We start from the raw sequence: 13,581 nt of genomic DNA on the forward strand, positions 1-13,581 counted from the left end.
GCCGGGGTCACTTCACCTTGGGGGCCAGCTCGCCACTCTCGTAGCGGCCGACCATGGCCTCCAGGCTGATCGGCTTGATGCGGCTGGCGTTGCCGGCGGTGCCGAAGGCCTCGTAGCGGGCGATGCAGACGTCGCGCATGGCGGAGACGGTCTCCTTGAGGAACTTGCGCGGGTCGAACTCGGCGGGGTTGTGGGCCAGGAAGCGACGCACGGCGCCGGTGGAGGCCAGGCGCAGGTCGGTGTCGATGTTGACCTTGCGCACGCCATGCTTGATGCCCTCGACGATCTCCTCGACCGGCACGCCGTAGGTCTCGGGGATCTTGCCGCCGAACTCGTTGATGATTTCCAGCCACTCCTGGGGCACCGAGGAGGAGCCGTGCATCACCAGGTGGGTGTCGGGGATGCGGGCGTGGATCTCCTTGATGCGCCGGATGGAGAGGGTGTCGCCGGTGGGCGGCTTGGTGAACTTGTAGGCGCCGTGGCTGGTGCCGATGGCGATGGCCAGGGCGTCGACGCCGGTGGCCTCGACGAAATCGGCGGCCTCCTCCGGGTCGGTGAGCAGCTGCTCCATGTCCAGCTTGCCCTCGGCGCCGATGCCGTCCTCCTCGCCGGCCATGCCGGTCTCCAGGCTGCCCAGGCAGCCCAGCTCGCCCTCCACGGAGACGCCGCAGGCGTGGGCCATCTCCACGGTGCGCCGGGTGACGTCGACGTTGTAGGCGTAGTCCATGGGCGTCTTGCCGTCCTCGCCGAGGGAGCCGTCCATCATCACCGAGGAGAAGCCCAACTGGATGGAGCGCTGGCACACCGCGGGGCTGGTGCCGTGGTCCTGGTGCATCACCACCGGGATGTGCGGGAACTCCTCCACGGCGGCCAGGATCAGGTGGCGCAGGAAGGGGGCGCCGGCGTACTTGCGGGCGCCGGCGGAGGCCTGGACGATCACCGGGGAGTCGGTTCGATCCGCGGCTTCCATGATGGCGCGCATCTGCTCGAGGTTGTTGACGTTGAAGGCCGGGATGCCATAGCCGCGCTCGGCGGCGTGGTCCAGCATCTGGCGCATGCTGATCAGTGCCATGAAGTCACCTGTCTGTGCGATCTGTCGATTCGGTTGCGGCGCGACCGCAGGGGGCGCGCCGACAAGGGGGTATCCGTAGGGGGCTCAGCGCGCGGCGGCGTCTTCCAGGGCCTGCACCGCCGGCAGGGTCTTGCCTTCCACGTACTCGAGGAAGGCGCCGCCGCCGGTGGAGATGTAGGAGACCCGGTCGGCGATGCCGTACTTGTCGATGGCCGCCAGGGTGTCGCCGCCGCCGGCGATGGAGAAGCCGTTGCTCTCGGCGATGGCCTTCGAGAGGGCCTCGGTGCCGCGGCCGAACTGGTCGATCTCGAAGACGCCCACCGGGCCGTTCCACAGGATGGTACCGGCGTCCTTGAGCAGGCCGCCCAGGCGGGCAGCGGTCTCGGGACCGATGTCCAGGATCATCTCGTCATCGCCCACCTGGTCCACCGGCTTGACCACGGCCTCCGCCGATTCGGAGAACTCGGTGGCCACCACCACGTCGCTGGGCAGCGGGATCTCGACGCGTCCCATCAGCTCCCGGGCCTTGTCGATCAGGTCGGCCTCGTGCAGCGACTTGCCGACATTGTGCCCGGCAGCGGCGATGAAGGTGTTGGCGATGCCGCCGCCGACGATCAGCTGGTCGCACTTCTCCGAGAGTGCATTGAGCACCTCGAGCTTGGTGGAGACCTTGGAACCGCCGACGATGGCGGCCATGGGACGTGCCGGGGTGGCCAGGGCCTTCTCCAGGGCGTCGAGCTCGGCGGCCAGCAGCGGGCCGGCACAGGCGGTGGGGGCGAAGCGCGCCACGCCGTGGGTGGAGGCCTGGGCGCGGTGGGCGGTGCCGAAGGCATCCATGACGTAGATGTCGCAGAGCGCGGCGTACTGCCTGGCGAGGGTCTCGTCGTCCTTCTTCTCGCCCTTGTTGAAGCGCACGTTCTCGAGCAGGACCACCTCGCCGTCGGCCAGGTCCAGGGCGGCGCCCAGGTAGTCGCTGATCAGGGTGACCGGACGGCCGAGCAGCTCGCCGAGATGCTCGGCCACCGGCGCCAGGGAGAACTCCTCGGCGGGCTCGCCCTCGGTGGGACGGCCCAGGTGGCTCATCAGCATCACCCTGGCACCGGCCTCCATGGCGGCCTGGATGGTGGGCAGGCTGGCCCGCAGGCGGGCGTCACTGGTCACCTTGCCGTGCTTGACGGGCACGTTCAGGTCCTCGCGGATCAGCACGCGCTGGCCACTGAGGTCGAGGTCGGTCATCTTGCGCACGTTCATGGAAGCAGGTTCCTCGTCTGGGGATAGCCGAAGGGACGTCATCTGTCGGGGGTGTCGGGTGGTGCCGGGGGCAGGGTGGCCAGGCGCCGGGCGACATCGAGCATGCGGTTGGCGAAGCCCCACTCGTTGTCGAACCAGCACAGCAGCTTGATCAGGCGGCCTCCCGCCACCCGGGTCTGGGTGGCGTCCACGATACCGGAGCGCGGGTCGTGGTTGAAGTCGATGGAGGCCATGGGCTCCTCGGTGTAGCCGAGCAGGCCCGCCAGTCGTTCGCGGCTCGCGGCTCGCAGCAGGGCATTGACCTCGGCGGCACTGGTATCGCGGCGGACGCAGATCGACAGGTCCATGGCCGAGACGTTGATGGTCGGCACGCGCATGTGCAGGCACTCGAAGCGCCCGGCCAGGTGCGGCATCAGGCGGTTGATGCCGCGGGCCAGGCCGGTGTCCACCGGCACGATGGAGTGCATCGCCGAGCGGGTCAGGCGCAGGTCGGTCTGGTGGTAGGCGTCGATCACCGGCTGGTCGTTCATCGCCGAGTGGACCGTGGTGGTCACGCCGTGCTCGATGCCCAGTGCCTCGTCGAGCACGGTGAGCACCGGCACCAGGCAGTTGGTGGTGCAGGAGGCCGCCGAGACGATGCGATGGCCAGGCTCGAGCTCGTGGTCGTTGATGCCGCTGACGATGGTGGCATCGACGTCGCTCTCCGCCGGCTGGGAGAACAGCAGGCGCCCCGCCCCTGCCGCCAGGTGCCGCTCGGCGGTGGCGCGGTCCTTGAAGCTGCCGGAGCACTCCATGACCAGGTCGATGCCGAGCTCGGCCCAGGGCAGCGACTCGGGAGACGGCTCGGAGAGCAGCCGGATCACCTTGCCGTCGACCACCAGGTCGTCGCCCTCGATCGCCACGCGGCCGGGGAAGCGGCCATGGGTGGTGTCGTAGCGGGTCAGGTAGGCGATGGTGGCCAGGTCGGAGAGCTCGTTGATCGCCACCACCTCGAATTCCGATTCGTCGCGTTCGACGAGGGCGCGGAGCACGCACTGGCCGATGCGGCCGTAACCGTTGATGGCGATGCGATGGGCCATGTTGGTGCCTGGAGCTCCCGGGATGGTCGAACACGAACCCGCGATTCTAGCGCACTTGTGCCCCGGTCGTCTGCTCTAGAGGCCCACCAGCCGCCAGGCCAGCGGCAGGAAGAGGGCGCTGAAGATGCCGGTCAGGCTCATGCCCAGCGAGGCGAAGGCGCCCGCGGTGGGACCGAGCTCGAAGGCGCGCACGGTGCCGATCACGTGGCCGTTGACGCCCAGCACGAAGCCCAGCACCCGCGGATCGCTGATCCCCGTCAGCCTGGCCAGCAGGCCGACGAAGGCGGTGGCCATCACCCCGGTGATCAGCAGGCCGCCCATCATCAGCGGGATCACGCCGCCGAGCTGTTCGGTGATGCCGATGGCGATGGGGGCGGTGACCGATTTCGGCGCCAGCGAGGCGAGCACCTCCGGTGCCGCCCCGAGCAGCCAGGCCAGGGCCACCGAGTAGAAGGCGGCCAGCATGGCGGCCGGGGGAAGGGTGCAGAGAATCGGAAACCAGAGTTCGCGGATGCGCGGCAGCTGCTGGTAGAGCGGGACAGCGAGGGCCACCGTGGCCGGTCCAAGCAGCAGCATCAGCCAGCCGGCGCCCCGGCGGTAGTCGTCATAGTCGATGCCGGCGAGTGCCAGCACGGCCGCCAGCAGCATGGCAGCGATCAGCACCGCCGGGCACCAGCTCGGTCGGTCGAGGCGCAGGAACAGCCGGTTGCCGGCCAGGAAGGCAGCCAGGGTCAGGGCGATGGCCAGCATCGGGGTCGCCAGCAGCTGCTCGCGTAGCGGCGAGAGGGCATCAATCATCGTGGCGCTCCGCGGGCATGAAGCGCCGCATCAGCCAGAGCGTGGTCGCCACGCTGAGCAGGGTGCCGAGCACCAGGGCCACGCCCACCGCGAGCCACTGGCCGGCGAATCGCTCGGCGATGAAGAACACCCCCACCACCCCCGGCATGATCAGCATCGCCAGCACGTTGATCAGCGGCTGGCTGGCGGCCTGGATCTCCTCGCCGACCCGCCCGCGCAGCATCAGCCACAGCGTCATGGCGAGCATTCCCGCCACGCCGGCGGAGAGCGGCAGGTGCAGCAGCCCCACCAGGGTCTCGCCGAGCAGCAGAAACCCCACCAGCCAGAGAAACCCGCGCAGAGCCGGCATAGGTGTCCTTGTGAGTCGGGTGGAAAAAGTGCCCGCGGGGGTCTTGAAACGCCAGCGAGCGCTCCTATTTTGCAGTTTACGGGGGCCTTGTCAGCCCCGACCTGGCGCCCCTGCTATTCGGCTGATACAGGAGGTGTTCGATATGTTCAGAGATTTCAGTAGCTTAGAGTCTTCCCGTCCCCAGGGTGTCGACTGGTTCCGGCAGCTGATGGACGAGTTCTTCCCCGAGCCCGGGGCGGCGGACATCCGTTCGGTACCCCGCGGCAGCTTCCCCATGATCAACGTGGGGCGTACCGACGACGCGGTGCGCGTCTATGTGTTTGCCGCCGGCCTCTCGGCAGCCGAGCTGGAGGTCAGCATCCAGGACAATGTGCTGACCGTGACCGGCAAACGCGAGCCCGTGGTGCCCGAGGCGGAAGGCGAGGAGCGGCATACCCGCTTCCGTCGCGAGCGCTACCGCGGCGAGTTCCGCCGGTCGCTGGCCCTGCCGGATGGCCTGGACATCGATCGGGCTGAGGCGCACTTCCGCAACGGTGTCTGCGAGGTGCTGCTGCCCAAGCGCGAAGAACTCAAGCCGCGTCGCATCGAGATCCAGGCGGCGTGAGCCGACGCTACCCGGTCAACAGAGAGGAGGTGAACCGCCATGAACGACGTCGCCAAGCGTGATGAATCCCTCCGGGAACCGGCAAGCCATGAGCAACGGTCCGAGGCCCTGATGCCGCCGGTGGATATCTTCGAGGGGGGCAATGCCCTGCATATCGTCGCCGACATGCCCGGGGTGACACGCGACTCACTGAGCATCGAGGTGGACAATGGCGTGCTCAGCCTCGAGGGCGAAGTGCGTATCGAGATGCCCGAGGGGCTCGCGGCCATCTATGCCGAGGTGCGTGCCCAGCGCTTCGTGCGCCAATTCACCCTGAGCCGCGAGATCGATACCGATGCGATCCAGGCGCGCATCGACAACGGCGTGGTGCACCTGGTGCTGCCGAAGAAGGAGACCCACCGCCGGCGCCGCATCGAGGTGCAGGCGGCCTGAGCGACCGCTGACCGCAGAGCGCCCACCCCATGCGGGTGGGCGCGCTGCATTTGCCAAGTCGGCAACCTCTTCGGTAGGGTCCTGCACTACGCTGGGAATAGCGTCTTCGATGACCCAAGGAGAGGAACGACATGACCGATATAGCCAAGTTGCTGGGTGACGAGGCCGAGGGCCTGCTGAGTCACACCTGTAGCGGCATCCCCCGCGAGCAGTTGCACCTGCCGGGCGGGGACTTCATCGACCGGGTGATGGCGGCGAGCGACCGTCGCCCCAGCGTGCTGCGCAACATGCAGGCGCTGTTCGACCACGGCCGGCTGGCCGGCACCGGCTACCTCAGCATCCTGCCGGTGGACCAGGGCATCGAGCACTCGGCCGGTGCCTCCTTCGGCCCCAACCCGATCTACTTCGACCCCGCCAACATCGTCGAGCTGGCCATCGAGGGAGGCTGCAACGCCGTGGCCTCGACCCTGGGCGGGCTGGCTTCGGTGGCGCGCCGCTATGCCCACAGGATCCCGATGATCGTCAAGCTCAACCACAACGAGACCCTGACCTACCCGGCGGTGTACGACCAGACCCTGTTCGCCCAGGTCGAGCAGGCCTTCGACATGGGCGGCGTGGCCGTGGGCGCGACCATCTACTTCGGCTCGGCGGAGAGCCGCCGCCAGATCATGGAGATCAGCGAGGCCTTCGAGCGGGCTCACGAGCTGGGCATGGTCACGGTGCTCTGGGCCTACCTGCGCAACCCGGCCTTCAAGCACGAGGGCACCGACTACCACGTGGCGGCCGACCTGACCGGCCAGGCCAACCACATGGCCGCCACCCTCAAGGCGGATATCGTCAAGCAGAAGCTGCCCGAGACCAATGGCGGCTATCGCGACATCGGCTTCGGCCACACCCACGACCGGGTCTACGACACCCTGACCTCGGCGCATCCCGTGGACCTGGCCCGCTACCAGGTGGCCAACTGCTACATGGGGCGTGCCGGCCTGATCAACTCCGGGGGTGGCTCCAAGGGGGCCTCGGACCTGGGGGAGGCGGTGCGCACCGCGGTGATCAACAAGCGCGCCGGCGGCATGGGGTTGATCTCCGGCCGCAAGGCCTTCCAGAAGCCCATGGCCGAGGGCGTCGAGCTGCTCAATGCCATCCAGGACGTCTACCTGTCCCGGGACGTCACCATCGCCTGACGAGGGCGAAGGCCCCGGTGACGCCTTTCCGTCGCGCATGAAAAAGGGCACGGCCAAGTGGCCGTGCCCGTCCATTTCGTGGGAGGCCTGCCGGATCAGGCGTCGAGCAGTTCCTTCGCCTGGCGTACCACGTTGTCCACGGTGAAGCCGAAGTGCTTGAACAGGTCGCCGGCAGGGGCGGACTCGCCGTAGGTGGTCATGCCGATCACGCGGCCGTCGAGGCCCACGTACTTGTACCAGTAGTCGGCATGGCCGGCCTCGATGGCCAGCCGCTTGGTCACCGCCCGGGGCAGCACGCGCTCGCGGTAGTCGGCGTCCTGGCCGTTGAAACGGTAGGTCGAGGGCATGGAGACCACGCGAACCGCACGGCCGCCCTGCTCCAGCTCGGCGGCGGCGTCCATGGCCAGGGCCACCTCGGAGCCGGTGGCGATCAGGATCAGCTCGGGCGTGCCGTCGCAGTCCTTGAGCACGTAGGCGCCGCGCTGGATCTCGGCCAGCTGCGGCTTGGTGCGTTCCTGGTGCGGCAGGTTCTGGCGTGACAGCACCAGGGCGGTGGGGCCGGAGTTGCGCTTGAGGGCGGCATCCCAGGCGGCGGCGGTCTCCACCGCATCACAGGGGCGCCAGGTGCAGAGGTTCGGCGTCGAACGCAGGGTGGTGAGCTGCTCGATCGGCTGGTGGGTGGGGCCATCCTCGCCCAGGCCGATGGAGTCATGGGTGAAGACATAGATGGCCCGCTTGCCCATCAGTGCCGCCATGCGCACGGCGTTGCGCATGTACTCCATGAAGATCAGGAAGGTGGCGCCGTAGGGGATGAAGCCGCCGTGCAGGACGATGCCGTTCATGATGGCGCCCATGCCGAACTCGCGTACCCCGTAGTGCAGGTAGTTGCCGCCGGGTTCGGCCGCGCTGATCGCCTTGGCGCCGTTCCAGAAGGTCAGGTTGGAGGGCGCCAGGTCGGCGCTGCCGCCGAGCAGCTCGGGCAGCTGCGGGCCGATCGCGTTGAGGCAGGCCAGGGAGGCCTTGCGGCTGGCGATGCTCTCGCCCTGCTGCTGGGCCTGCTCGACCAGCCGCTCGGTGGGGAGCTCGGCGGGCAGCTTGCACTGGACGCGGCGCTGGAACTCGCGGGCCAGCTCGGGGTGGGCCTCGGCGTAGCGGTCGAAGCGCGCCTGCCACTCGGCCTGGCGGGCCTGGCCCTGTTCCTCGGCGTCCCAGCCGCGGTAGATCTCCTCGGGAACGTGGAAGGGCGCGTGGGGCCAGTCGAGCCGCTCGCGGGCCGCGGCCACCTCGTCCTCGCCCAGGGGGGCGCCGTGGCACTCCTCCTTGCCCTGCTTGTTGGGGGCGCCGAAGCCGATCACCGTCTTGCAGATGATCAGGCTGGGCTTGTCGTCGTGCTGGCGTGCCAGCTCGATGGCGGCCTGGACCGCCGCGGGGTCGTGGCCGTCGACATTGGGCACCACGTGCCAGCCGTAGGCCTCGAAGCGCTTGGCGGTGTCGTCGGTGAACCAGCCCTCGACCTCGCCGTCGATGGAGATGCCGTTGTCGTCATAGAAGGTGATCAGCTTGCCCAGCTGCTGGGTGCCGGCCAGCGAGGCGACCTCGTGGGAGATGCCCTCCATCAGGCAGCCGTCGCCGACGAAGCACCAGGTGTAATGATCGACGATGGTGTGGCCGGGGCGGTTGAACTGGGCCGCCAGGGTCTTCTCGGCGAGCGCCATGCCCACGGCGTTGGCCAGGCCCTGGCCCAGGGGGCCGGTGGTGGTCTCCACGCCCGGGGCATAGCCGAATTCCGGGTGACCGGCGGTCTTGGAGTGGAGCTGGCGGAAGTTCTGCAGCTGCTCGAGGTCGAGGTCGTAGCCGGTCAGGTGCAGGAGCGAGTAGAGCAGCATGGAGCCGTGGCCGTTGGAGAGCACGAAGCGGTCACGGTCGGGCCATTTCGGATCGGCCGGGTTGTGCTTCAGGTAGTCGTTCCACAGTACCTCGGCGATATCGGCCATGCCCATGGGCGCGCCGGGATGGCCGGACTTGGCCTTCTGGACGGCATCCATGGAGAGGGCGCGAATGGCATTGGCCAGTTCGAAACGGGACGGCATGGGTAGCTCCTCGCCTGCGGCAGATTATGCAATGGCGCAGCCGGGCCAGGGTGGCTGGCCGGGCGGGCGCTCTGGCTGGGTGACGCCGCGGGATGGAGCGGCGCGGTCGAATCGGGCGCCTATTGTCGCCGACTTGGCGGTCGGCATCAAATGGCGGCTGTCAGCAGATAAAGGTAGGGTGTAGACTTCGCGACTGCCTATTGCCGTTACAAAAGGGTCGAGGACGCCATGAGCGAATACTCCCTGTTCACTTCCGAGTCCGTTTCCGAGGGCCATCCGGACAAGATCGCCGACCAGATCTCCGATGCGGTGCTGGATGCCATCATCGCCCGTGACAAGCAGGCCCGGGTGGCCTGCGAGACGCTGGTCAAGACCGGCGTGGCGATCGTCGCCGGCGAGATCAGCACCTCGGCCTGGGTCGATCTCGAGGAGCTGGTGCGCCGGGTGATCCTCGACATCGGCTATACCTCCTCGGAAGTCGGCTTCGACGGCGAGACCTGTGGCGTGCTCAACCTGATCGGCAAGCAGAGCATGGACATCGCCCAGGGCGTGGACCGGGCCAAGCCCGAGGACCAGGGGGCCGGCGACCAGGGGCTGATGTTCGGCTACGCCACCAACGAGACCGACTCCTTCATGCCGGCACCGATCCACTACGCCCACCGGCTGGTGGAGCGCCAGGCGGAGTTGCGCAAGCACGGCCTGCTGCCCTGGCTGCGCCCGGACGCCAAGAGCCAGGTCACCTTCCGCTACGACGAGGCCGGCAAGCCCTGCGGCGTGGATGCCGTGGTGCTCTCCACCCAGCATGACCCGGGCATCGACCAGGAGGAGCTGCGCTTGATGGTCAGGCGCGAGATCATCGAGCAGGTGATTCCCGAGGCGTGGCTCACCGAGTCGACCCGCTACCACATCAACCCCACCGGCAAGTTCGTCATCGGCGGCCCGGTGGGCGACTGCGGCCTGACCGGGCGCAAGATCATCGTCGACACCTACGGCGGCATGGCGCGCCACGGCGGCGGCGCCTTCTCCGGCAAGGACCCCTCCAAGGTCGACCGCAGCGCGGCCTATGCCGGGCGCTACGTGGCCAAGAACATCGTCGCGGCGGGGCTGGCCGACAAGTGCGAGATCCAGGTCTCCTACGCCATCGGCGTGGCCGAGCCCACCTCGGTCTCGATCAACACCTTCGGCACCGGCCGGGTCGATGACGAGCGCATCATCGAGCTGGTGCGCGAGCACTTCGACCTGCGGCCCAACGCCATCACCCGCATGCTCGACCTGCTGCACCCCATGTACCAGCTGACCGCGGCCTATGGCCACTTCGGCCGCGAGCCCTTCGAGACCACCTACACCTGGACCGACAACCAGGGGCAGGAGCAGTCCGAGACCTTCACCGCCTTTCCCTGGGAGAAGGTCGACAGGGCCCAGGCCCTGCGCCAGGCCGCGGGACTGTAGGCGATCGCCTACAGCAGATGACAGGCCCCGCCGGCTTCGCCGCGCGGGGCCTGTTGCTATGGTCAGGGCATCGCCCGTTCAAGGATGTCCGCCATGCCAACCCTGGTGATCCTCGCCGGCTGGTGGCTGGTCGCCGTGCTGGCCGCCACGCCGTCGCGAGCCGATACCTGCCCCGACTGGCCGGCGCCACGCGCCGAACGCGAGCTGGCTGCGCTGGAGCAGCGGCTGGCCGAGTGGGACGACGCCTACTACCGCCGCGGGGAGTCACTGGTCAGCGATGATCTCTATGATCAGGCCCGAGGCCGCTTCGACCTCTGGCGCCGCTGCTTTCCCGATGGGGTGCCGACCGCCCGGGAGCGGCCCTCGCCGCCCCGGGCGGCCGGCGAGGTCGCTCATCCGGTGCCCCAGACGGGCCTGGCCAAGCTCGCCGATGCCCGGGAAGTGGGGGCCTGGCTGGTGCGTCGCGACGATGCCTGGGTCCAGCCCAAGGTGGACGGGGTGGCGGTGACCCTGGTCTACGAGGAGGGGCGACTGGCCAGGGCGATCAGTCGCGGCAATGGCCATCATGGCCAGGACTGGACCGCCCGGGTACGGCGGATGCCTGCCGTGCCCGAGCGCCTGGAAGCCAGCGGCTCGCTGGTGCTGCAGGGCGAGCTCTACCTGCGGCTGGAGGACCATGTGCAGGCCGAGCAGGGGGGTGCCGGTGCTCGCGGCGAGGTGGCCGGGCTGCTGGCCCGCCACGCCCTCGGCGACGCCGACGCCGCCCGCATCGGGCTCTTCGTCTGGGACTGGCCGACCGGCCCGGCGTCCATGGTCGAGCGGCTCGAGGGCCTGGCCGGCATGGGATTCGCCGACAGCGCCACGCTGACCCGGCCGGTCGCCACGCTCGACGAGGTCGAACGGTGGCGGGAGGCCTGGTACCGGGAGCCGCTGCCCTTTGCCACCGACGGGGTGGTACTGCGCCAGGGGAGCCGCCCGGCCGGCAGCGAGTGGCGAGCCGAGCCTCCCGACTGGGCGGTGGCCTGGAAGCATCCTCCCCGAGAGGCCCTGGCGGAGGTGCGTGGTGTCGAATTCCGCATCGGCCGCACCGGCCGCATCACCCCTCTGCTGCACCTGGTCCCCGTCCGGCTGGACGACCGCGTCATCCGTCGGGTGAGCGTGGGGTCGCTCCCGCGCTGGCGGGCGCTCGACATCCGTCCCGGCGACCGGGTGGCCATCGTCCTGGCGGGGCTGACCATCCCGCGCCTCGACGGGGTGGTATGGCGGGGGGCGGAGCGCCCAGGGGTGACGCCGCCCGACGAGGAGGCGTTCCATGCGCTCAGCTGCTGGCGACCGACCCCGGGCTGCGAAGGGCAGTTCCTCGAGCGACTGGCCTGGCTCGCCGGTCGGCAGGGGCTCGACCTGCCGGGGGTCGGCCCCGCCACCTGGCAAGGGCTGCTGGATGCCGGGCTGCTCGATGACCTGCTGGCCTGGATGGCGCTGGACGCCACGACGCTGGTCGAGGTGCCGGGCATCGGCGAGACCCGGGCCGAGCAGCTGCTTGCGGCCTTCCACGCGGCGCGGCGGCGCGCCTTCGCCGACTGGCTGGCGGCCCTCGGCCCGCCGCCCGGGGTCGGGGCCGGGGAGGACGCGCACTGGGCCGGGCTGGCCGAGCGCCGCGAGGCGGACTGGCTCGCGCTGCCGGGAGTGGGGCCGGAACGGGCCGCGGCACTGGCCGACTTCTTCGCCCATCCCGAGGTGCAGCGGCTGGCGGGGCGGCTGGGCGAGGCCGGTGTCGAGGGGTTTGCGCGTTGATTGTCGCGCTCTGGCTCCCTGCCTATAGTGAAGGTCTCGCTTTTCGCTTGGAGAAGAGGTGACGCATGAGCCAGTCCGCCGTATCCGCCGTGCAGGCCCGGGACTACAAGGTGGCCGATATCTCCCTGGCCGATTGGGGCCGACGCGAGATCCGCATCGCCGAGACCGAGATGCCGGCGCTGATGAGGATCCGCGAAAAGTACCGCGAGCAGCGGCCGCTGGCCGGCGCGCGCATCGCCGGCTGCATCCACATGACCATCCAGACCGCGGTGCTGATCGAGACCCTGGTCGACCTGGGCGCGACGGTGCGCTGGTCGTCGTGCAACATCTTCTCCACCCAGGACCATGCGGCGGCCGCCATCGCCGCGGCGGGCATCCCGGTGTTCGCCTGGAAGGGCGAGACGGAGGAGGAGTTCTGGTGGTGCATCGAGCAGACGGTGGAGGGCCCCGATGGCTGGACGCCCAACCTGGTACTCGACGACGGCGGTGACCTGACGGCACTGCTGCACGACAAGCGCCCCGAACTGCTCGATGCCGTGCACGGTATCTCCGAGGAGACCACCACCGGGGTGCATCGCCTGCAGGAGATGCTGCGCGACGGCACCCTCAGGGTGCCGGCGATCAACGTCAACGATGCCGTGACCAAGTCGAAGAACGACAACAAGTACGGCTGCCGCCACTCGCTCAGTGACGCCATCAAGCGCGGCCTGGACCACCTGCTGGCCGGCAAGCAGGCGCTGGTGGTGGGCTATGGCGACGTGGGGAAGGGCTCGGCGGCCTCGCTGCGCCAGGAGGGCATGATCGTCAGGATCGCCGAGATCGACCCGATCTGCGCCATGCAGGCCTGCATGGACGGCTTCGAGGTGGTCTCGCCCTATGTCGACGGCATCAACCGCGGGGCGCAGGGCGTCGACCGTGCCCTGCTCGGCAGGATCGACCTGGTGGTCACCGCCACCGGCAATATCCACGCCTGCGACGCCGCCATGCTCGAGGCGCTGAAGAAGGGCGCGGTGGTGTGCAACATCGGCCACTTCGACAGCGAGATCGATACCGCCCACATGCGCCGCCGGTGGCACTGGGAGGAGGTCAAGCCGCAGGTGCACAAGATCTACCGCGACAGCACTCCGGGCGACTTCGATCCCGACAGCGACGACTACCTGATCCTGCTCTCCGAGGGGCGCCTGGTGAACCTGGGCAATGCCACCGGCCATCCCTCGCGGGTCATGGACGGCTCCTTCGCCAACCAGGTGCTGGCGCAGCTCCACCTCTTCGAGAGGCGCTTCGCCGAACTGCCCGGCGACGAGAAGCGCGAGGCGCTGGCGGTCACCGTGCTGCCGCGTCATCTCGACGAGGAGGTGGCCCGCTACATGGTCGAGGGCTTCGGCGGGGTGATCACCCGCATGACCGCGGCCCAGGCCGAGTACACCGGCCTGTCGCCGGAAGGGCCCTTCAAGCCCGACAGCTACCGCTACTAGGGAC

The 13,581-nt window shown here is 69.2% G+C and carries 12 protein-coding genes; 6 read left to right on the forward strand and 6 right to left on the reverse strand.

Features of this window, described 5'->3' with window-relative positions; all coding sequences use genetic code 11:
* Positions 1-7: 7 nt before the first annotated feature.
* The 5 genes from fba to ACOMD9_RS12260 all read right to left on the reverse strand — a co-directional run bounded on the left by fba (position 8) and on the right by ACOMD9_RS12260 (position 4,549).
* Entirely contained in the window at positions 8-1,072 is a 1,065-nt protein-coding gene (gene fba, locus ACOMD9_RS12240) for a class II fructose-bisphosphate aldolase (protein WP_421415246.1), read from the reverse strand.
* 84 nt (positions 1,073-1,156) lie between these two features.
* Positions 1,157-2,323: a phosphoglycerate kinase gene (locus ACOMD9_RS12245; protein ID WP_421415247.1), complete on the reverse strand. Its 1,167-nt coding sequence runs from the start codon at positions 2,321-2,323 to the stop codon at positions 1,157-1,159.
* A 38-nt stretch (positions 2,324-2,361) separates the two neighbouring features.
* Complete coding sequence (locus ACOMD9_RS12250) at positions 2,362-3,402, reverse strand: type I glyceraldehyde-3-phosphate dehydrogenase (protein ID WP_421415248.1); 1,041 nt, start codon at positions 3,400-3,402, stop codon at positions 2,362-2,364.
* A 75-nt stretch (positions 3,403-3,477) separates the two neighbouring features.
* The gene (locus ACOMD9_RS12255) at positions 3,478-4,200 is read right to left on the reverse strand and encodes an LrgB family protein (protein WP_421415249.1); all 723 of its coding nucleotides are present in this window, start codon (positions 4,198-4,200) and stop codon (positions 3,478-3,480) included.
* Positions 4,193-4,549, reverse strand: coding sequence for a CidA/LrgA family protein (locus tag ACOMD9_RS12260; protein WP_421415250.1), 357 nt, complete (start codon positions 4,547-4,549; stop codon positions 4,193-4,195). The genes ACOMD9_RS12255 and ACOMD9_RS12260 overlap by 8 nt, the downstream gene beginning before the upstream one ends.
* 142 nt (positions 4,550-4,691) lie before the next feature.
* Here ACOMD9_RS12260 and ACOMD9_RS12265 point away from each other — a divergent pair, with 142 nt between their 5' ends.
* The 3 genes from ACOMD9_RS12265 (at position 4,692) to ACOMD9_RS12275 (ending at position 6,769) form a co-directional block, all read left to right on the forward strand.
* Entirely contained in the window at positions 4,692-5,153 is a 462-nt protein-coding gene (locus ACOMD9_RS12265; RefSeq protein WP_421415251.1) for an Hsp20/alpha crystallin family protein, read from the forward strand.
* 39 nt (positions 5,154-5,192) lie between these two features.
* The gene (locus ACOMD9_RS12270) at positions 5,193-5,585 is read left to right on the forward strand and encodes an Hsp20/alpha crystallin family protein (RefSeq protein WP_421415252.1); all 393 of its coding nucleotides are present in this window, start codon (positions 5,193-5,195) and stop codon (positions 5,583-5,585) included.
* A 131-nt stretch (positions 5,586-5,716) separates the two neighbouring features.
* Positions 5,717-6,769, forward strand: a complete 1,053-nt coding sequence (locus ACOMD9_RS12275; protein ID WP_421415254.1) for a class I fructose-bisphosphate aldolase — start codon at positions 5,717-5,719, stop codon at positions 6,767-6,769.
* A 95-nt stretch (positions 6,770-6,864) separates the two neighbouring features.
* On the opposite strand, the gene tkt is transcribed toward ACOMD9_RS12275, so the two are convergent.
* The gene (gene tkt, locus ACOMD9_RS12280) at positions 6,865-8,859 is read right to left on the reverse strand and encodes a transketolase (protein ID WP_421415256.1); all 1,995 of its coding nucleotides are present in this window, start codon (positions 8,857-8,859) and stop codon (positions 6,865-6,867) included.
* A 228-nt stretch (positions 8,860-9,087) separates the two neighbouring features.
* On the opposite strand from tkt, the gene metK reads away from it, so the two are divergent.
* From metK to ahcY, 3 genes are all read left to right on the forward strand, one after another.
* On the forward strand, positions 9,088-10,308 hold the full coding sequence (gene metK / locus ACOMD9_RS12285; protein ID WP_421415258.1) for a methionine adenosyltransferase: 1,221 nt from the start codon (positions 9,088-9,090) through the stop codon (positions 10,306-10,308).
* A gap of 93 nt (positions 10,309-10,401) precedes the next feature.
* Positions 10,402-12,102, forward strand: coding sequence for an NAD-dependent DNA ligase LigB (gene ligB, locus ACOMD9_RS12290; RefSeq protein ID WP_421415259.1), 1,701 nt, complete (start codon positions 10,402-10,404; stop codon positions 12,100-12,102).
* Between the two features lie 65 nt (positions 12,103-12,167).
* Positions 12,168-13,577 (forward strand): adenosylhomocysteinase, encoded by a 1,410-nt coding sequence (gene ahcY, locus ACOMD9_RS12295; RefSeq protein ID WP_421415260.1) that lies wholly within the window; start codon positions 12,168-12,170, stop codon positions 13,575-13,577.
* Positions 13,578-13,581: the final 4 nt, after the last annotated feature.

Source organism: Halomonas terrestris (assembly GCF_049166755.1).
Lineage (GTDB): Bacteria > Pseudomonadota > Gammaproteobacteria > Pseudomonadales > Halomonadaceae > Halomonas.